At 30.1% G+C, this 18420-nt stretch carries 18 protein-coding genes and 1 pseudogene; 5 read left to right on the top strand and 14 right to left on the bottom strand.

Features of this window, described 5'->3' with window-relative positions; genetic code table 11:
• The 3 genes and pseudogenes from ACI5KZ_RS09620 to ACI5KZ_RS09610 form a co-directional block, all read right to left on the bottom strand.
• A pseudogene (locus ACI5KZ_RS09620) lies at positions 1-2016 on the bottom strand (hypothetical protein); the annotation flags it as partial.
• Between the two features lie 26 nt (positions 2017-2042).
• Entirely contained in the window at positions 2043-2867 is an 825-nt protein-coding gene (locus tag ACI5KZ_RS09615; RefSeq protein WP_109309037.1) for an ABC transporter permease, read from the bottom strand.
• 23 nt (positions 2868-2890) lie between these two features.
• Positions 2891-3787, bottom strand: coding sequence for an ABC transporter ATP-binding protein (locus tag ACI5KZ_RS09610; protein ID WP_109309036.1), 897 nt, complete (start codon positions 3785-3787; stop codon positions 2891-2893).
• A gap of 127 nt (positions 3788-3914) precedes the next feature.
• On the opposite strand from ACI5KZ_RS09610, the gene ACI5KZ_RS09605 reads away from it, so the two are divergent.
• Positions 3915-4976, top strand: a complete 1062-nt coding sequence (locus ACI5KZ_RS09605) for a hypothetical protein (protein ID WP_109309035.1) — start codon at positions 3915-3917, stop codon at positions 4974-4976.
• Between the two features lie 85 nt (positions 4977-5061).
• Here the strand turns inward: ACI5KZ_RS09605 and ACI5KZ_RS09600 are convergent, their stop codons facing one another.
• From ACI5KZ_RS09600 to ACI5KZ_RS09575, 6 genes are all read right to left on the bottom strand, one after another.
• Complete coding sequence (locus tag ACI5KZ_RS09600) at positions 5062-5580, bottom strand: IS1096 element passenger TnpR family protein (protein ID WP_109309034.1); 519 nt, start codon at positions 5578-5580, stop codon at positions 5062-5064.
• A 24-nt stretch (positions 5581-5604) separates the two neighbouring features.
• A complete protein-coding gene (locus ACI5KZ_RS09595; RefSeq protein WP_406847518.1) occupies positions 5605-6618 on the bottom strand; it encodes a COX15/CtaA family protein in 1014 nt (337 codons plus the stop codon).
• A complete protein-coding gene (locus tag ACI5KZ_RS09590; RefSeq protein ID WP_109309032.1) occupies positions 6605-7072 on the bottom strand; it encodes a GNAT family N-acetyltransferase in 468 nt (155 codons plus the stop codon). Before ACI5KZ_RS09590 ends, ACI5KZ_RS09595 begins: the two co-directional genes overlap by 14 nt.
• Positions 7073-7074: 2 nt before the next feature.
• Positions 7075-8493 carry a CCA tRNA nucleotidyltransferase gene (locus ACI5KZ_RS09585; protein WP_109309031.1) on the bottom strand — a complete coding sequence of 473 codons (1419 nt, stop codon included), beginning with the start codon at positions 8491-8493 and terminating at the stop codon, positions 7075-7077.
• Between the two features lie 78 nt (positions 8494-8571).
• Positions 8572-9135: an L-threonylcarbamoyladenylate synthase gene (locus ACI5KZ_RS09580; protein ID WP_109309131.1), complete on the bottom strand. Its 564-nt coding sequence runs from the start codon at positions 9133-9135 to the stop codon at positions 8572-8574.
• A 5-nt stretch (positions 9136-9140) separates the two neighbouring features.
• Complete coding sequence (locus ACI5KZ_RS09575; protein WP_109309030.1) at positions 9141-10091, bottom strand: polysaccharide pyruvyl transferase family protein; 951 nt, start codon at positions 10089-10091, stop codon at positions 9141-9143.
• A gap of 189 nt (positions 10092-10280) precedes the next feature.
• On the opposite strand from ACI5KZ_RS09575, the gene ACI5KZ_RS09570 reads away from it, so the two are divergent.
• Complete coding sequence (locus ACI5KZ_RS09570) at positions 10281-11060, top strand: glycosyltransferase (protein WP_109309029.1); 780 nt, start codon at positions 10281-10283, stop codon at positions 11058-11060.
• Here the strand turns inward: ACI5KZ_RS09570 and ACI5KZ_RS09565 are convergent.
• Genes ACI5KZ_RS09565 through ACI5KZ_RS09555 form a run of 3 tightly spaced genes read right to left on the bottom strand, consistent with a single transcriptional unit; the run spans position 11057 to position 14331 of the window.
• Positions 11057-12160: a glycosyltransferase family 2 protein gene (locus tag ACI5KZ_RS09565; RefSeq protein ID WP_406847517.1), complete on the bottom strand. Its 1104-nt coding sequence runs from the start codon at positions 12158-12160 to the stop codon at positions 11057-11059. The two genes, ACI5KZ_RS09570 and ACI5KZ_RS09565, sit on opposite strands and share 4 nt — an antisense overlap.
• Before the next feature lie 31 nt (positions 12161-12191).
• Positions 12192-13289 (bottom strand): glycosyltransferase, encoded by a 1098-nt coding sequence (locus tag ACI5KZ_RS09560; RefSeq protein WP_406847516.1) that lies wholly within the window; start codon positions 13287-13289, stop codon positions 12192-12194.
• 46 nt (positions 13290-13335) lie between these two features.
• Positions 13336-14331, bottom strand: coding sequence for a glycosyltransferase family 2 protein (locus ACI5KZ_RS09555; RefSeq protein WP_406847515.1), 996 nt, complete (start codon positions 14329-14331; stop codon positions 13336-13338).
• A gap of 68 nt (positions 14332-14399) precedes the next feature.
• On the opposite strand from ACI5KZ_RS09555, the gene ACI5KZ_RS09550 reads away from it, so the two are divergent.
• Positions 14400-15305 carry a hypothetical protein gene (locus tag ACI5KZ_RS09550; protein WP_109309025.1) on the top strand — a complete coding sequence of 302 codons (906 nt, stop codon included), beginning with the start codon at positions 14400-14402 and terminating at the stop codon, positions 15303-15305.
• Positions 15302-16093, top strand: a complete 792-nt coding sequence (locus ACI5KZ_RS09545; protein WP_406847514.1) for a glycosyltransferase family 2 protein — start codon at positions 15302-15304, stop codon at positions 16091-16093. Before ACI5KZ_RS09550 ends, ACI5KZ_RS09545 begins: the two co-directional genes overlap by 4 nt.
• An 18-nt stretch (positions 16094-16111) precedes the next feature.
• On the opposite strand, the gene ACI5KZ_RS09540 is transcribed toward ACI5KZ_RS09545, so the two are convergent.
• Positions 16112-16858, bottom strand: coding sequence for a glycosyltransferase family 2 protein (locus tag ACI5KZ_RS09540; protein WP_406847513.1), 747 nt, complete (start codon positions 16856-16858; stop codon positions 16112-16114).
• A gap of 100 nt (positions 16859-16958) precedes the next feature.
• On the opposite strand from ACI5KZ_RS09540, the gene ACI5KZ_RS09535 reads away from it, so the two are divergent.
• Positions 16959-17678 carry a polysaccharide deacetylase family protein gene (locus tag ACI5KZ_RS09535; protein WP_406847512.1) on the top strand — a complete coding sequence of 240 codons (720 nt, stop codon included), beginning with the start codon at positions 16959-16961 and terminating at the stop codon, positions 17676-17678.
• A 4-nt stretch (positions 17679-17682) separates the two neighbouring features.
• Here the strand turns inward: ACI5KZ_RS09535 and ACI5KZ_RS09530 are convergent, their stop codons facing one another.
• On the bottom strand, positions 17683-18420 hold the full coding sequence (locus ACI5KZ_RS09530) for a glycosyltransferase family 2 protein (protein WP_406847511.1): 738 nt from the start codon (positions 18418-18420) through the stop codon (positions 17683-17685).

The raw sequence follows: 18420 nt of genomic DNA, 5'->3' as shown, positions 1-18420 counted from the left end.
AGGGTTTATGGTGATATCAAAAAATGTTGTGTCGAAACATGAGGTATTTAAATTGTTTTCAATTCTAACAAAAATAGTTTCATTAAAAGGTGTTTGATTGTAGTATGGTTCTGGAAGTTCTGCCGTATTATCAATAGCATCTATTAGAGTTGGATGATAGGTGATTGTATAAGCAGACGCATCTTGACCATCTAGAACTGTTGCATCGTATTCATGTAAATTTATGTCTATTTGCCCATTGGAAACATTGCCATCGGTATCATCATCACAAAATTCCTGAGGGCTTATAATGTTTGCAGTTGGTGTGTTAAAAACTTCAATAAAAAAAGAAGAAGTGTCATGGCAACTTGGACTTCCTATTAAATCAACTCTTGTAAATATTTCTTGGGGATTGGATGTGTTTGTATACAGTCCGGTAATTTCATTTTGATTTAAATCGGCATCAATTTGAGATTCAAAATAACGAACGCTATAATGATTAGTATCTTGTACATCTAAAACATTAACATCTTGTGCAGAAAAATCAAACTGCCAAATAGCATCGTTATTGTTATCGCAAACATCAATTTTAGGAGCAAGATTTGCTACAGGAATTGGAAAGTATTCTATTGTAGCTTCGCCTTCCAAAAAGTCGCAACCACCTGTATTTAAATCAATTAAAACTTCATAAACTCCATTTTGATTGATGTCTAAAAAGTAATCTGTATTTGGTAAAGGAATGTCATTGAATGTCCATGAGTAAATGGCACCTGGAATTTCTTCAGCCATTAATCTGTAATTTTCTCCAAGACATAAGGGTAAATAATTAGTTGCTAATGGCGTTACCGTATTGTTAATAATATCTATTTTCTCTACAAAGAAAGACGATATAAAGGGAGGTAAGCCTTGTGTTGAATTACGACCACCTAAATCAACCGCATTGTTTTGATAATTGCATGCGCCTCCAATTTCATTTGGATTGTTGATAACACTTAAAAAGGGGTGACCTTGGGTGTAAGTAGCAGCCATAGATCGATAAATTTTCCCATTTGGACCTAATTGTAAGGCGCTTCTATATAAATTTTGTTGGTCTATTAAAACTTGTGAGCCAATAATATTTGCAGCTGTTAAATTAAACTGAGTTAATGCTGAAAAATGGCTTGAAGGCAAATGATCTGTAGAACTAAAATTATCGTTTGATGAAGACGCATACAACAATTGACTGTTTGGCGAGAATTCAATTCCATAAGGTTCGTCGTACGGGCTATTTATAAGTAGTCTCTGATTATTGCTTACAATACCAGAATCTTTGTCGAAATCGAATAAAAATAAGCCGTCTGGTTGCACATTGGCGCAAGCTAATTTTTCTCCATTTGGAGATAGTTTTAAATAACCTCTAGAATCTGTAATGCCTAAATTATTAAAGGTTGATGTAATAGCTGTGGTATTTACACCAGCAGTTGTTACTTCGAATGCATGAAATGTATTTAATGGTGATGTTGAAGTTCCATTAGGGTTAGATAAAGAAATAACCCAGACAGCTTGAGAATCGCAATCTTTTAAAACGGCTGAAACTTTCTCTGAACATTGATGTAATAAATTAATATTTTTTTGAGTAATTGCTCCTAAACCTCCATCAAGAGTCATATCCACTTCTGAATATTTTAAACCCGTAAACGATTGATTGGATCCAACTGTAAAAATGTAATAAATTTCTGAATCATTTGGTTTTGGGACTACAATGGCAGATTGCGAACTTGAAGGATCTCCTAAAAGACCAAATCCATTACTCATAATACTATGTTGCCTATTATAAACTCTAATTCCATCAGTATAGAATAGTAAATCACCATTACTATCTGAAATAGAAGAGCAACCTTCAATGGTATCTAATTGCCCATCGTTTAAAGCGTTGACAGAACCATCATTAGAAAATTGAATACCAGCATTTTCGCCAAAGTACCAATTAGAAGCTTCCTCTTGAGAATAAGTTAGCGTGGTACAAAATAATAGAATGTAAGCAAATAGTTTTTTCATCTAGAGAGATATAGCTACCAAAGGTATTATAAATCTCGCTTTTTTAATAATCTATAGGATAAAAAGATAAATATAGCAGTCCAACACAAGACAATAGCAATTTCGTACCAATGTACTCCATAGTCGTACATTAAATCTGCTTTGTCAGGAAACTTAGTCATCATGACTCTTTGAAATGGTTGGTCTATTAAATTATACATGGATTTTAATGGAAAGAAATTCTGAATTTTACCAGCAATATCCATGTTTACTTGCCAAGAAATTAAACCAAAAATAATCCATTCTAAAATATAAAGAATAAACAAAAAAGCTAATGCAAATGCTGAACGTTTTACAAGCATTCCAAAAAACAAACACAAGCTAAAAAAGCCAATTAACTTCACAAAATAAGCTACAAGAAAATTAGTTTCTCTTATAATTATTGATGCTTCTGTATAACTTGAATAATATAAGCCAATAAAAAACGATGCTATAGCTATTAATAAAGTGGCAACTAAAGAAAAGAAAAGGATGGTGTAAAATTTAGAAAGTATAAATTCTTTTTTGCTTAATCCATCTATTAAATTTTGTTTTAAGGTCTTGTTGCTGTATTCATTACCAATCATACTTACAACCACTATGGCAAAGAAGAATTTGAATTGCGATGCGAAAAAAGTTGTGATATGCCAAATTATTGGAAAGTTGAAAATGCCTAATTCTCCTAGTTCTAAGGTGAAAAAACCAAAGAAATTTATTTTTATAGACGATAGTATTAATACAGTAAATGGTAATACAAAAGATACAAAGATTAATATTTTACTGGTTCTGTTTAAAAGCAGTTTTTGTAATTCTAGATTTAAAAGTCTTAACATGAAATTGATTTTGATTGGATGAATTAAAGTTTATCTGTAAGTTGTAAAAATTGTTCTTCCAGACTTTCCTTACGTTTTACTAAATGAGATAATACAATCCCTTTTTCAAACATCAGTTTATTGAAAGTTACAGCCTCCATAGGTTCATTTAAAAAGACAGTGATTAGTTGATTTTCTACTTTTAAAGTTCCAAAATCTGGATTCGATTTTAAGTAAGCTATAAGTGCATCCTCATTTTCACATTTTAATTCAAAAAAACCATGGCTAGAAATCATTTCATCTACACGACCAGAATAAAGTTTTTCACCTTTTCTTAATACAACTACGTGAGAACATACTTTTTCAACTTCATCTAACAAGTGTGAAGCTAATAAAATAGTTGTGCCCTCACTGGCAATATCCTTAATTATTTGTCTAATTTGATGAATTCCTTGAGGATCTAATCCATTTGTAGGTTCGTCTAAAATTAAAATTTCAGGATCGTTTAGTAATGCTGAAGCTATTGCTAATCGTTGTTTCATCCCTAAAGAATAGGTGCTAAACTTATGGTTTTTTCTATCTAATAAATTGACCACTTCTAGCTTTTCGTCAATTTTTGAATAATCCACACCTTTTATTTTACAAACCAATTTTAGGTTTTGAGCTGCTGTCATATATGGATAAAAGTTTGGACGCTCTATAATGGCTCCAACTTTTTTTAAGGCATTATGCGTAGAAACGGTTCCATTAAACCATTTAAAGTCTCCAGAAGTTTCATTTACAACGTTTAAAACAATGCCTAAAGTGGTAGATTTCCCACTGCCATTGGGTCCAAGAATACCATAAACATTGCCTTTGTTTATGCTGAACGACAAATCTTTGACGGCTGTTAAATGGCCAAATTTTTTAGTGAGATGATTAATTGAAAGAATTGGTTCCAAATTATTTTAGTTTTTTGATTGATCCCGATAATGTACTCGGTAACAGTTAGTATTTATATGACGAGTGTCTTTTAAAAATGTTACAACCATAAAAATAAAAGCTTAAATTTGAAGAACTTATTTTTTTATGGAAGACTTAAAGATATCAAAAAAAAAACCATCTTATCCAGTTAGTGAAAAACTACACCAATATCTCACAGAATATAATAGAAATATTAGGCTGCCAATTTTTTATGACGACTTGCTACGTTTTCAAGGATCTATTGTGGTATATGATAAAAATGATGTCGACACCCTTTGGATTCGTGTGTATTATAATGAATTTGAACGTGAAGAAATTGACTTAAGTCTTAAAAAAGTTTACACCATTTTACATAGTGATGGAAACGAAAAGACCATTCCATTTTTAACTGTTGATGCTGTTGATTATTGCACCTTTGGTAACTCGAAGCCTTTTCGTGTAAAAGTTAGAAATATTTTAAACGATAATTTTACTTATTTCTATGTAAAAAAAGCAGATGCTTCAAGAATTTATGGTTTGGAATTAGAACATATGCTGTCTCCTTATAATCTGAATTTTTTAGTACATAAAGACACCTTAATTGAAGAGCATATAGCTGGAATTCCAGGCGATGAATTTATAAAAAACATGTTGCCAGAATGCAATCCGTTAGAGAAATCTCAAATTGCTAAAGAGTTTGTAAAATTTAACGAACGTTGTACAATTAGGCTTTTAGGAGATATGAGGTCTTATAATTACGTAATTGTTCCTACTCACGATTTCGATCAAGTGGTTTATAAAATTCGAGCCATCGATTTTGATCAACAATGTTATGAAGGGAAGTTTAATATTTACAAGCCTCAGTTTTTTAAAGAAAACCTTGAAATGGTTAAGTTGGTAACTGAAAAGTTTCAAGCAGAATCTATAGACCAATACAAACTAGAAGAGCGTTCCATTATGGCAAAACGATTGATAAGTTATCATGATAGAATTGAGCAATTAATAGCTTGTATGATTGGAGATACACTTTCAAAACCAGAATACGTTAAGATGTTGAGAGAAGGTATTTATGAGTTTACTTCAGATATCAATTTCAAAAAAAGCAAAACTATGGGAGATATCTTAAAATATGCACTTGATTTTGTAAAACGAAATTACGAAGATGTAAACATGAAAAACTTTTACTAGAATGCTTACTGATTATGTGTTTATTTAAGTTTTGTGAGCTTGTTTAGTTAAAAACCACTCTTAGTTTTATCTTCTTTTTTGGAAATTAATTCCAATTCTCATTAAAGTCTAAATTATCGTAATCTTCTGGATCGAAATCGTCATCAAACTCATCGTTGTAATCGTCTAAATTTTCAGCTTCAAAAGATTTTTCTGGAGCTTCATCAGGAATCTGACCATGCACAAACATCAGGTTTGGGTAATCTGTGCCTTCTGCTTCTTCAACAATTTCTGCAAGTTCCACCAAAAAGGTCCACATGCTTAGAAAATCGTAAATGTAGATTAGTCTTGTACTTTCTTTATGAGTAACAGTATTAATTAAGGTGTCACCCATTAATCGAACTTGATTAGCTACTTCACTCATATCAAATAAAGAAATTTCTTCACCTTGATTCCATTCGTCATCGCTTAAATAAAACGAAGCCATTTCACTGCCTTCAAAACCAAAAGCTTGAGTAATAGTGTTGTGAAAATCTTCTAAAGTGTCAGTTTCACGAATTTCAATATCTCTAAAGATATCACCTTCAGAGTCGTGGTCAAGTATAATTCTAAATCTGTAAATCATTTTGCAAAGATAAGTTATTTTCAACTATTTACTAAAACGATGTAAGGTAAAAGTCATAGCCGATAGTAAGAAAAATGCCCCTACTTGATGCGCTACTCCTAACCATAATGGTACTTGATAAATAATGGTAAAAATGCCTAATAAAAATTGAATTCCAACTAAAATAAATAAACTATCCACAGCTTTATTTTGATAGTTGGTTAGTGTCATTTTTTTAGCCTGATACCAAATAATTATAATGAAAACAACCACTATATATGCAAATGTTCTATGTATAAATTGAATGCCACTTGGGTTTTCGATAAGGTTTTTATAAAACGGTTCTAAAATATAAACAGTTTCATGCATGAATTTCCCTTCGTTCATAAAAGGCCAATGATTATGTAATAAACCAGCTTTTAATCCAGCGACAAAAGCTCCATAAACAATTTGGAAAATTAAAATGAGATAGCCAACAATAATTAGGTTTCTAAATTTCTTGTTAACTGTTTTTCTTTCAGGGAAAATTAAATCCAAAGCCACCCATAAAGTTGCAGCAAAAGTTAAAAAAGCGGTTGTTAGATGTGCTGCTAGTCTATAATGACTCACATCTGGCATATCGACCAAGCCACTCTTTACCATATACCAACCTAAAAAACCTTGAAATCCTCCAAGCAATAATAAGACAATACATTTTTTAATGGTTTTTTTAGTAAGTTGTTTCGTTAATAGAAAATATAGAAACGGAATAAAGAATACAAGTCCTATTAATCGACCTATAACACGATGTAACCATTCCCAGAAATAAATGCCTTTAAAATCTTCTAAGGTGAAGTGCGAATGTAACTTTTGGAATTCAGGATATTGCTGATATAACTCGAATGCCTCTTGCCATTCTGCTTCTCCAATTGGAGGAATGGTTCCGGTTATTAATTTATAATTTGAAATTGATAAACCTGAATCTGTTAATCTGGTAATGCCTCCAATAATAACCATAATGAAGATTAAAACACAACCTGTTAATAGCCAGTAGATGACTTTTTTATTATCCTTTTTCATTGTCGATTAATTCTTTTTTAAAACAAATACTATTTTCAATATTTTTATAAGGTCCGTAGTTTGGAATTATTTTATAACCCTTCTTTTTATAAAACTGAACAGCCTCTACCTGTCTAAATCCAGTTTCTAAAATACATGTGGAATAGTTTAATTCTTTAGCCCACGTTTCTAATGCAGTTAAAATGTTTGAGGCGACGCTTTGCTTTCTATTTTCTGGAAGTGTAAACATGCGTTTAACTTCTACACTGTTGGATCCATATTCTTTAAAAGCGCCACAACCAATAGGTTTGTTGTCTAAATAAGCAACAATTGTATGTTTTAAAACATCGATGTTATTAAACTGATTGTAAAAATCATGCTCTTTGCCATCCATAATTTTTAAGTACGCATTTAGTTGTTTTACTAAGTAAACAAAATCAATGTTTTTAGAATTTGTTCTAACTAATTTAAACATGATTACTTCTTTACTTTTAATCCTAATTTTTCACCTTCTTTAAGCATCAATTGGTATGCTGCTTCAAAGTCGTTTGGAATGTCTCCTTCAAGAATCGCTTCTTTAATCGCTTCTTTAATAGTACCAATTTCTCTACAAGGTTTTAAGTTGAAAGTTTCCATGATTATTTCTCCAGAAACTGGTGGTTGAAAGTTTCTGATATGATCCCGTTCTTCAACCTCAATTATTTTATTTCTAACAATTTTAAAGTTGTTATGGTATTTTTTAAACTTTTTTGGATTCTTTGTAGTTATGTCTGCTTCACAGAGTGTCATTAAATCTTCTACATAATCTCCAGCATCAAAGACCAATCTTCTAACGGCAGAATCTGTAGCCATATCTTCAGCTAAGACAATAGGCCTTGAGCTCATATAAACCATTTTTTGCACAAATTTCATTTTGTCATTTAAGGGCATTTTTAAGCGCTTAAATAAATGATACACCATTTTAGATCCCTTAAATTCGTGACCATGAAAAGTCCAACCTATCTTTTTATGAAACTTTTTGGTTGGTGCTTTTCCTATATCATGTAATAAAGCAGCCCAACGTAACCATAAGTTGTCTGTGTTTTTACTAATATTATCAACTACTTCTAAAGTATGGTAAAAATTATCTTTATGTTTTTGGCCTTCAACTTCATCAATACCTTTTAAGGCAGTTAATTCTGGTAAAATATATTCCAGTAATCCTGTTTCTTCAAGTAGTAAGAAACCAATAGAAGGTTTGCTGCTTTCTAGAATCTTGTTTAATTCAACAACAATACGTTCATTGGTTATAATTTTAATTCGTTCTTTGTTTTTTGAAATGGATTTAAGCGATTCTTCTTCAATTTTAAAGTTTAGTTGAGTTGCAAAACGAATGGCTCGCATCATGCGTAACGGATCGTCACTATAAGTGATGTCTGGATTTAAAGGCGTACGAATAATAGCCTCTTTTAAATCTTGAATACCATTAAATGGATCTAATATGTTACCATAATTATCTTCAGATAAATCTAAAGCCAAAGCATTAATAGTAAAATCACGACGGTTTTGATCGTCTTCTAACGTGCCATTTTCAACAATAGGATTTCTGCTGTCTTCGTTATAACTTTCTTTTCGTGCGCCAACAAATTCAATTTCAATATCTTCAAAACGCAACATGGCAGTGCCATAGGTTTTAAAAACTTGAACTTTAGGGTTGTTTGGTAAATTTTTAGCGACTTGTTTTGCTAATTCAATTCCAGATCCAATAGCTACAATGTCTATGTCTTTTGCTGTTCCACGTTGTAGGATATAATCTCGAACAAAACCACCAATAACATAAGCATCTAGTTGAAGTTCTTTTGCAGATTTCGAAATAATCTTAAAGATTGGGTTTTTTAATGCTTGTTTGTAATTCATATGTGTTTCAAATTCCAAAATATACAAGAACAAAACTTCAAAAAGGATTTTTGGCTTTTGGTACTTGAAATTGGGAATTTATTTTCTTATAACCTGTACTTTTCCATCATTGCTCAATTTAATAATAGACGATGGTTTAGCACCTATTTTTTCATCTGGCAAATTTACAACATAGTCCACACCTTTTAAAATGTCTTCATGTATTTCTTTAAAGGATTTTGGCGTAGGTTGTCCACTAATATTTGCTGAGGTTGAAACAATAGAACCATTAAATTTCCGAAGCAGCTGAAAACAAAAATCATTATCTGGAATTCTTATAGCAATGGTATTATCTTCTGCAATTAAATTTTTAGCTAAATTTTGTGGCTCGTCATAGATAATGGTAATAGGGTTGTCTTCAATATCCATGAAGTCGAAAGCTGCTTCAGGTATTTTTTTGACGTATTTTTTCAGCATTCTATCGTCTGCTACTAGGCATATCAAAGCTTTGCTGTCGCTACGTTTTTTTAGTTTGAAGATTTTTTCAACAGCTTCTTCATTCGTTGCATCACAACCAATTCCCCAAACTGTATCTGTTGGGTAGAGTATTAGACCACCTTGTTTTAAGGTGTCTAATGCCAAATTTAAAATAGTATGGTTAATCACTATTATTTATTTTGAAGATTTTTAATCAAGTCATCTCTTAATTTAAGATGCAAGTCTTTGTTTTTAACTGAAGCTTTAAGAAATTGTTGTTGAAGTTCTTCTTTTGGTGTTTCTTCAATTTGTTTTATGGTAAACGTATGAAATAATTCGATTAATCCAGACAAACGACTTGTGTCTCTTTCTGGATGAATAAAAACAACAGGAGTACCAAATGCTAAACAAGGTAAAGCTACATGAATTCTAGAAGTTACAACTAGTTTAGCTGCTGCATATTTTGCCAACAGATTTTTTGCAATTTCAAATTTTTCTTCATGGGTTGTTGCTTCAAAGTTTTGATTTGAAACATAAATAGCATCTTTTCTAAGCTGACTAGGAACTAGTTTTTTTACTAGTTTTCTTGTTTTCTTTTTAAATAATTCCTTTTTCGTTTTTTTAATAACCACTTTATGAGGGTTACGAATTTTTTTCCATGGAATTTTTTGTCCTTCATCTACAACATCATTTTTATGAGATAAAATATCACAAAAAATAACATCGGCTTTTTCATCTTTTAAATATTGATTTTTTTCTAAAGTAAGAGTTAAACAACCCGAAAAATAAGCATCTACTCCTTTGCTTTTTAAGAGTTTTTCTGTGAATTTATCACGACAACCAATGGGTTCATGTTTTTTATAATATGCAATAGATTTTTTATTAGTCATTAATCTTTTTGCATGCTCGTTAATATGAAATGAAATAAACTCTGGAGTTACATGTTCACTTGGAGGCCAATGTTCGGGATGGTGCATAAACCAACCATTTAAGATGACATATAAATCTTCAGAAACTTTATCGAGTTTTTCTCTGCTTACCAACTTGTCAACATGAGGCAAAAAGTGTAAGGCAGCCAAACTTTGAATATAATCTCCAATATTAGATTCTTTGTCGCGATATTTAAGCAGGCCATATTTCATAAAGTAATTGTTGTTTTTTTTTAATTAATTTTATGTTACGTTAATAATAATTAAAATTAATTTTTGCAAAAATAATTTGTTATTAAGTCTTTGAATATATTAATAACTAAATTATTAAGGCTTTATTTTTTTTGAATAGATTTAGGTACAATTTGTTGTAATATTGCAAAAGTATATAAAAAAACAAGTATGTCATTACCAATTATACAATCTTTATGGATTGGTGGAGAGCTTTCTTTAATAGAACAGTTGTCTATATCATCTTTTTTAAAAAACAATCATGAGTTTCATTTGTACACTTATGGTGAGGTGAAAGGGATTCCAGAAGGAACCATCGTGAAAGATGGGCATGATATTCTTGATAAGAAATATATTTTTACTTATTGTAACGGTAGTTATGCTGGATTTGCAGATTGGTTTCGTTGGGAGTTATTGTATAAAAAAGGAGGTTTTTGGGTAGATACAGACATGATTTGTTTAAAACCATTCGATTTTGATTCAGATTTAGTATTTGGTTCAGAGAGTAGACAGTTAGTGTGTCCTGCTGTTTTAGGGTTTCCACCAAGGCATGAATTTAGCAAATTTATAAAAGATAGTTGTGAAAATCCGAATGATTTTTTGCCTTACGATAGAACTAAAACAAAGAAAAAAAAATTAAAACGAAAATTATTAGGTAAGGGTCGTGAAGCAATGGAATGGGGTGAAACTGGAGGCCCAGAAGGTTTTACTAAAGCTTTAGATTATTTTGGGTTAAGAGAATTAGCAAAACCTTTTGTTTTTTTCTATCCAATACATTTTGATAACTGGTATACGGTTTACGATGACACTTTTAACAAAGGGATTCATTTATTTGCAGATACTTATGCCATTCATTTATGGAATGAAATGTCTAGACGTGAAAGTTTTGATAAAAATGCGACCTTTCATAAAGACTCCTTAATCGAGCAACTTAAACGAAAGTATCTTTAGTAGACTTTATTTATAACTCTATTATTTTTAGTGTTTAGTTTTTTTGCTTTTTGTAAAAGCAATATGAATTTTATTTTTCTGAAAATTTTTGGCGATCTAAAGTATCTTAAGAATTTAAGGATTTTATCTGATTCTAGAACTTCAGCTATTCTAAAATGGTAATGAAATTCTTCTAAATGTTTGTTTAATACTTGCTTATGTCTTGTTGTTTGAACCTTTTGAAAACTGTTCTTAATCTTAGAGTTACCAATTGTTTTATCTTTTTTGTTTAGTTTCTTGTAACAGTATCTAATGACTCTTATTTTAAGATGAGTGATATATATGGAATGCATTTCTCTAATATAATCTATAGATGCATTCTGATAGTATTTTTCATTTATATACTCAATAATTTCTAAATAAGATTCTAGGTTTCTTAGTTTAAAGTCATTAGTTATAGAATTACTATTAGCTACGTTGTAATAGTAAGTTGCTTTGTTATTAAAAATAATAGCTTTTGCATGGAAAAGTGTTTCAAAAAACCACAATTCATCTTCATGAAGTATCCCTTTTTTAAAAACTAACTGATGTTTGTCTAAAAAAGATTTTCTATAAAGTTTATTCCAGACAACAGATGTAACTGGGTATTCTAATACCAGTTTTATTAAGTCCTTATTTTTAGTATTATTTAATTTTTTAAAAGGATGCGAAAAATGTTCCAAATATCCAGCCACCTGTTTGGATTGTCCCTCTGTAATGGCATTTTTTCCTATTACAAAATCTATGTCATCTTCAAATAATAACAATAAATTTTCAAGAGCTTCACTATCTAATAAATCATCTGAATCGAAGAAATAAATAAATTTTCCTTGAGCCAAATTCATCCCAGTATTTCTAGCTTCAGAAAGGCCATTGTTACTTTTATAATGATAAGTAAATTGAGGGTTTTCTTTAATGGTTTCTTTTATAATTTGTTCAGAAGCATCTGTGCTTCCATCGTTAATAACAATACACTCCCAATTGGAATATGTTTGACTTTTAACGCTCTCTAAAGCCTTTTGTATAAATTCAGAGCCATTATAACAAGGAATTATTATAGATATCAAAGGTGAATCTTTCATGATATTATTTTTATTAAACAGGATATCAAAATCATGTTGAAACAAGGTTTTTTTTTAGAAGTAATTTTAAGTATAAGTTTTCAAAACTTTTTAAAATATTTTTTTTGTTTGTGTTTCTAATAAGCTTAAACGTTTTTTCAGGATCGATCAATCCATATTTAATAAATAACTTAAATTGTTTTGATTTTTTTGAATCTATATGATAATATTTATTGATTTTATGGTTCTTTATATGTTTTTTAATTAAAAACACCCCTTCAGATTTAAAAGGTGTTTTCTTATTCTTTTTTATGAATCTAAAAAACGCAGATACAACAGGAATTTGCAGATTGAGTATATAGGTTCCAATAATTAGTTTACTTTGTTTATTATTTTCAGATATATAATATTTTTTATAGATATCCTCAATGACCGTTATATAGGACTTAAGATTATTTAAACCATAATTTTTTGTTATAGAATTTTGATTTCCAACATTGTAATAATAGGTAGTATTTGAATTAAAAACTACTGTTTTCGCTAAATGCAAAGTCTCAAAATACCATAGTTCATCTTCATGTACTATTCCTTCTTTAAATCTAAGATTGTTTGAAAAAATAAATTCTGCGTTATACAAATTATTCCAACAAACAGTTAAAAACGGACTCTTTAATGCAAGTTCTATATAATTATCATTTCGGAATACTTTGTCTGTTATTATTCCATGTTCTAGTGTTTTGCTATTTGTGGTTGTTTGTCCAATAACTTCAGCATTTTTTCCAACAACAATATCGATATCTGGTTGATATAATTTAATTAGACTTTTTAAACAGTTCTTTGCTATTATATCATCAGGATCGAAAAAATAAATACAATCTCCTTTAGCTTGTTTTAAACCAGTGTTTCTTGCAGCTGAAACTCCTTGGTTTTCTTGAGAAATTAATTTAAATCGCTTGTCTTTATTTACCCACTCTTTTATTTTATTTTCTGTGTTATCTGTACTTCCATCATTTACAATAAAACACTCCCAATTGCTGTATGTTTGGTTTAGAATACTTTCCAATCCCTTATAAATGTATTTCTCTACATTATAACATGGGATTATAATGCTTATAAGAGGCGATTTTAAGGTTTTGTTTTTAAGAGGCATTTAAAATAGAATTTTGTATAATTTAGTTTAAACTAAGTTCAATTATTTAAAATAAGCATTTAAAAAAAAGCACTACAGCATCTAATGTTGACATTTTTGAAAAGTAACCAGACTCATTTTTAATATATTTATAATAAGACTTATTATTTTCTTTACAGTTTCTTATTGTTCTTAAAATAACTTTATCAATATGCAACTTAAACATGTTTTGGTTATAAACCTGATGTGAAGTGTTTAATTTTAAGAGTGTTTTAGACGCTTCAATGGTTTTTATAATGTCATTTTTGGTTAGCTTTCTTTTTAAATTAATAGCGTTTAGATAATTATCCATATTTGCATCGTCAAATGCAATACCCAAATGAATTAATTGTTTTTTTCTAATGATTTCTTCAGATTTCTTTAAGTTTGCTGCCTTTGTTTGGCTAATGTTATTTGGATGCCATCTATAGAGTAATAAAGATTCTTGAATATTATAAAATTTTGTTTTAGCAATTAACTGACTCCATAATCTATAATCTTCAGCAGGAACAAAGTCGTTTTCAAAACGTAAATCTCCGAGGTGAGATTTTTTAAACATAACCGTTGGGTTTCCAATACAGCAATTGCTAAGCATCTGAATTTTTAATTTCTCATGAGTTTCTTCATGTTTTATAGTCTTGTTTTTTTTATCGCCAAAAAAGGTAAACCAGGTACCGCAAACACCATGTTCAGGATTGATTTTTAAAAAATTAAGTTGTTTTTCAAATCTCGTTGGTAACGCAATATCATCAGCATCAAGTAAAGCAATATACTCTGTTTTTGCTAATGTTATGCCTTCGTTTCTTAAATTAGCAGGTCCCACATTTTCTAATTTAGTTACAACTTCTATTCTAGAATCTTTTTTTTTGTAGTCTTCTAATATTTTGGCTGTTTGGTCTTGAGAATTATCATTTAAAACTAAAAGTTTGAAATTAGAAAATGTCTGACCAAGAACACTATCAATAGATTCTGATATGAATTTTTCACCATTATAAACAGGCATTATTACAGTTAAATCAGGCATTTTACGACAATTTAAGTAACAAAAGTAGTTATTTCTAAGGCATAAACTATATTTGTAAAAAATAATCCATGAAAAAAATTGTAGTCGGTTTTTTAATGTCTTATGATTATGAAAAACTAAGGAGTTCTATTCCTCCAGTTTATAATTATGCAGATGTCATATACTTGGCTTTAGATGAAAAGCAGCGTACATGGAAAGGAAATACTTTTAATATTGATGACGAATTTTTTGAGTGGTTAAAAAAGTTTGATGTTGATAATAAGATTATTATCTATAAAGATAATTTTTATATCCCAGAATTAACTACAATTCAAAACGATACCAGGGAGCGTTATATGTTATCTAAAAAAATGGGTATTGGTAATTGGCTAATACAAATTGATGCTGATGAGTTTTTTATAGATTTTAAAAATTTTGTTGAAACTCTTAAAAAGCATAATCGATTTTTAGAAAACCCAAAAGATCACCCTGTTCAAATAGCAGGATTTTTAATAAATATATATAAGTATTTAGAAACAGGTTTGCTTTATGTTAATGAACCTACAAAAGTCATGTTAGCTACTAATTACCCAAATTATAAATATGCACGTAATACTAAAGAACGTGTTATTTACACGAATAATGTATTGCTACATGAATGTCTGTCTAGAACTGAAAAAGAGTTGAAATTTAAGTTTGAAAATTGGGGGCATAGCGATGAGTTAAATCCAGAGTTTTTTGATAAATGGCGTAAAGCCAATGAGACTAATTATAAATCCATAAAAAATGTATTTTATTTAGACCCAGATATTTGGAAGGGTTTAGGATATTTTCCAACTCAGAACCTAAAAGAGATAAAAGACTATGTTAAAAACGACGAGAATTTAAAATTATCCTCTTCCTTTTTAATAAAAAAGAATTTTGGTCAATGGTTTAAGTTTTTAAAGATTTTTAAAAGAAGTAATATTAATTTTGAATCTTATTTCAAATCATGAGCATTAAAAGCAGTTTAATTATATCTACATATATGTGGCCAGAAGCTTTAGAACTTGTTCTTAAAAGTGTTTTAGATCAATCCGTTATGCCTCATGAAGTTTTAATTGCCGATGATGGCTCAAACCAGACTACAAAATTATTAATTGAACAGTTTAGAAGATTGTTTCCAATCCCATTGTATCATGTTTGGCATGAAGATACAGGGTTTACCAAATCAGTAATTCTAAATAAAACGGTTGCAAAGACTACTGGAGACTATATTATTCAAGTGGATGGCGATTGTATTCTACACAAACATTTTATTAAAGACCATATCGAGTTTGTGTCTCCTAACACTTTTTTATATGGTTCTCGAGTTAATATTCAGGAAGACCACTTAGATCAGCTGTTTAATAAACAGCAAATAAAATTTAATATTTTGTCTCAGGGAATTAAAAAAAGAACACGAGCCATCCATATGCCAGTTTTAAGCTTGTTATACTCAAAAAAATGGGAAGTCTCAAAAAAGTTCCGTGGTTGTAATACGTCTTATTTTAAATCAGATTTTATTTCTGTAAATGGTTATGACGAACGTTTTGAAGGTTGGGGAAGGGAAGACTCCGAATTGGCTTGGCGTTTTTATAACAAAGGTTTGAGTTCAAGACGATTGAGGTATCGAGGTATTGTGTTTCATATCTATCATGATGAAAAATCTAGAGCTCGTTTAGAGTTGAACGATGATATAGAAAAATACACGATAGTACAAAAATTAACATGGTGTGAAAATGGAGTTGACAAATATTTATAAACGATAACTCGAATACAACTAATCAATTTTTCGATACATCAACCAGAGTTGAATATAACGTTTAAACACAGAAAAGGCATTGATGTAAGCTAAGACAAAACCTTCTTTTCCATCTAAAACACCTAATCTTAAAAAGTACTGATGCATAAATCTGTACCAAGGTCTAAACAGGAAATGATACATGTTAGGTCGTACATTTTTTTCGAATAATTGTTCTGCTTGTAGTTTGCTATATTGACTTAATTTCTGATTGTAACTATCAAAATCCTTATAGGTATCGTGATCTGATGTATTTTTTAAAAGCCCTGTTTTTTCTGAGGTTTCTATCGTTTCATGAACAGAGTTTCCATTGTATTCACAATAATTTTTGTTAAAAAGTCTAATGACTTCATCTGTTTGAAATCCACTATATTTTAAGCGTTTGCCCATAAAAATAAAGTTGCGTTTGACTTTATAAGCTTTCAACGGATTTTTAGAATTTACTGTAGAAACAATCTCGTTTGCAAGAAATTCGGAGATTTTTTCATCTAAATCGAAAAATACAATCCAATCGTTCTTAGCCAATGAAATGGCATAATTTTTTTGGGCTGAAAAATTATCAAAAACACGTTGCACAACATTGACATTGTGTTTTTTTGCTAGAGCAACCGTTTGGTCTGTACTAAAAGAATCTACAATAATAATTTCGTCGGCAAAAGACAGGCTCTCAATGTAGCTTTCAATGTTGGATTCCTCGTTATAGGTTATAGCTAAAGCGCTTATCATTTATAAAATTTCAGATTTATCAAATATATTGCTAATGCCTTTATATATTTGTGTCAAAAGTAATCAATTTACATAGATTTTTTTTCAATAATAACAAGCAATGCCTAAACTACCTGTTTTAATGTATCATAGTGTGAGTGCGAATCTTGAAGAGAGTCAAGGCTTAACTATTGCTGTTTCAAAATTGGAAGAACAATTTGCTTTTTTAAAGGAAAACGGTTATCAATCACTTCATTTTAAGGATTTTCAGGATATAAAAGATCTAGCAGATTTCCCTAAGAAAGCCGTTATCATTACGTTCGACGATGTATATGTTAATCAGTTGGAATTGGCTTATCCATTGCTGAAAAAGTATGGTTTAAAAGCCTGTTTTTATGTGCCATTTAAATATGTTAATGGAACGGATTCTTGGAATACAGATGAAGAAGCTATTATGTCTGTAGCGCAATTAAAAACCTTAGATCCTGAAGTTGTGGAGCTTGGATTACATAGTTATTCTCATAAAAAATATCATGAAATGACTCCCGAAGACATACAGGCCGATTTTGATTTATGTAAAAAATTTATAGTTAAAAATAAACTAGAAGTACACAATACGTTGGCTTATCCATATGGAAAATACCCAAGAAAAGGAGAGGAGATAAAGCAATTTTTTAGGCTACTAAATAAAAACCAAATAGCTTATGGTTTACGAATTGGAAACAGAGTGAATTCATTTCCTTTTAAGAATAATTACGAAATTCAACGATTGGATATTAAAGGAGAAATAAGTTTGGTGACTTTTAAGCGTAAACTAAAGTTTGGTAAACTGTTTTTCTAAACATTTATCTGATACCTTTTTGTAGCAACATGAGTTTTACATAACGTGAAAAAACGCCATAAGCATTAATGCTGGCAACTGCTAATCCAGGAATACCATCCATAAAACCTCTACGCAAAATATAACTGCTAAAAAAACGGTAAAACGGTTTAAATGCTAAATGAAAGTAAGTGGTTTTTTTTTCTTTATTTAAGAGTTGTTCGGCTTGAAACCAAGCATAACTATCTTTTTTACTTATGTAATGCATCAAACCTTTGTAAGTGAAATGTAAAACTGGGTTTTTAAGTTTCCCAATGCTGCCATCAACTATGAGTTTTTCGTGAACCGAACCTTCAAAATGGCATTTTTCTCTAAGGACTAATCTGGTCACATGATCGCTATGATGATACAAAAACCGATTCATATAAAAATGAGGAAAATTGAGCTTGTATCCAGCATGTTTTCCAGAATCCATAGCTTCAAGAATTTCTTGCTTTAACTTGTATGTAATACGTTCGTCACCATCAATAAATAAAACCCATTCTCCAGTAGCATATTGAAGTGCATGGTTTTTCTGATTGGAAAAGTTATCGAATTTTCTGCTTAATATTTTACAGCCAAAAGCTTCAGCTATCTCTACTGTTTTATCTGTACTTAAAGAATCTATCACAATAATTTCATCGGCAAAAGAAACCGAAAGAAGCGCATTTTTTAAATAGGCTTCCTCGTTATAAGTAGGAATGATGACAGATAGTTTTTTCAT

Source organism: Xanthomarina sp. GH4-25, assembly GCF_045363175.1.
In the GTDB taxonomy this organism is placed as follows: Bacteria; Bacteroidota; Bacteroidia; order Flavobacteriales; family Flavobacteriaceae; genus Xanthomarina.
This window is presented reverse-complemented; position numbering and strand designations above follow the sequence as displayed.

Excerpts from the sequence above, each read along its gene's own strand:
- ACI5KZ_RS09615 (WP_109309037.1), bottom strand. The coding sequence starts at position 2,867 with ATGTTAAGACTTTTAAATCTAGAATTACAAAAACTGCTTTTAAACAGA.
- ACI5KZ_RS09605 (WP_109309035.1), top strand. The coding sequence starts at position 3,915 with ATGGAAGACTTAAAGATATCAAAAAAAAAACCATCTTATCCAGTTAGT.
- ACI5KZ_RS09600 (WP_109309034.1), bottom strand. The coding sequence starts at position 5,580 with ATGATTTACAGATTTAGAATTATACTTGACCACGACTCTGAAGGTGAT.
- ACI5KZ_RS09595 (WP_406847518.1), bottom strand. The coding sequence starts at position 6,618 with ATGAAAAAGGATAATAAAAAAGTCATCTACTGGCTATTAACAGGTTGT.
- ACI5KZ_RS09590 (WP_109309032.1), bottom strand. The coding sequence starts at position 7,072 with ATGTTTAAATTAGTTAGAACAAATTCTAAAAACATTGATTTTGTTTAC.
- ACI5KZ_RS09585 (WP_109309031.1), bottom strand. The coding sequence starts at position 8,493 with ATGAATTACAAACAAGCATTAAAAAACCCAATCTTTAAGATTATTTCG.
- ACI5KZ_RS09575 (WP_109309030.1), bottom strand. The coding sequence starts at position 10,091 with ATGAAATATGGCCTGCTTAAATATCGCGACAAAGAATCTAATATTGGA.
- ACI5KZ_RS09570 (WP_109309029.1), top strand. The coding sequence starts at position 10,281 with ATGTCATTACCAATTATACAATCTTTATGGATTGGTGGAGAGCTTTCT.
- ACI5KZ_RS09565 (WP_406847517.1), bottom strand. The coding sequence starts at position 12,160 with ATGAAAGATTCACCTTTGATATCTATAATAATTCCTTGTTATAATGGC.
- ACI5KZ_RS09560 (WP_406847516.1), bottom strand. The coding sequence starts at position 13,289 with ATGCCTCTTAAAAACAAAACCTTAAAATCGCCTCTTATAAGCATTATA.
- ACI5KZ_RS09555 (WP_406847515.1), bottom strand. The coding sequence starts at position 14,331 with ATGCCTGATTTAACTGTAATAATGCCTGTTTATAATGGTGAAAAATTC.
- ACI5KZ_RS09550 (WP_109309025.1), top strand. The coding sequence starts at position 14,400 with ATGAAAAAAATTGTAGTCGGTTTTTTAATGTCTTATGATTATGAAAAA.
- ACI5KZ_RS09545 (WP_406847514.1), top strand. The coding sequence starts at position 15,302 with ATGAGCATTAAAAGCAGTTTAATTATATCTACATATATGTGGCCAGAA.
- ACI5KZ_RS09540 (WP_406847513.1), bottom strand. The coding sequence starts at position 16,858 with ATGATAAGCGCTTTAGCTATAACCTATAACGAGGAATCCAACATTGAA.
- ACI5KZ_RS09535 (WP_406847512.1), top strand. The coding sequence starts at position 16,959 with ATGCCTAAACTACCTGTTTTAATGTATCATAGTGTGAGTGCGAATCTT.
- ACI5KZ_RS09530 (WP_406847511.1), bottom strand. The coding sequence starts at position 18,420 with ATGAAAAAACTATCTGTCATCATTCCTACTTATAACGAGGAAGCCTAT.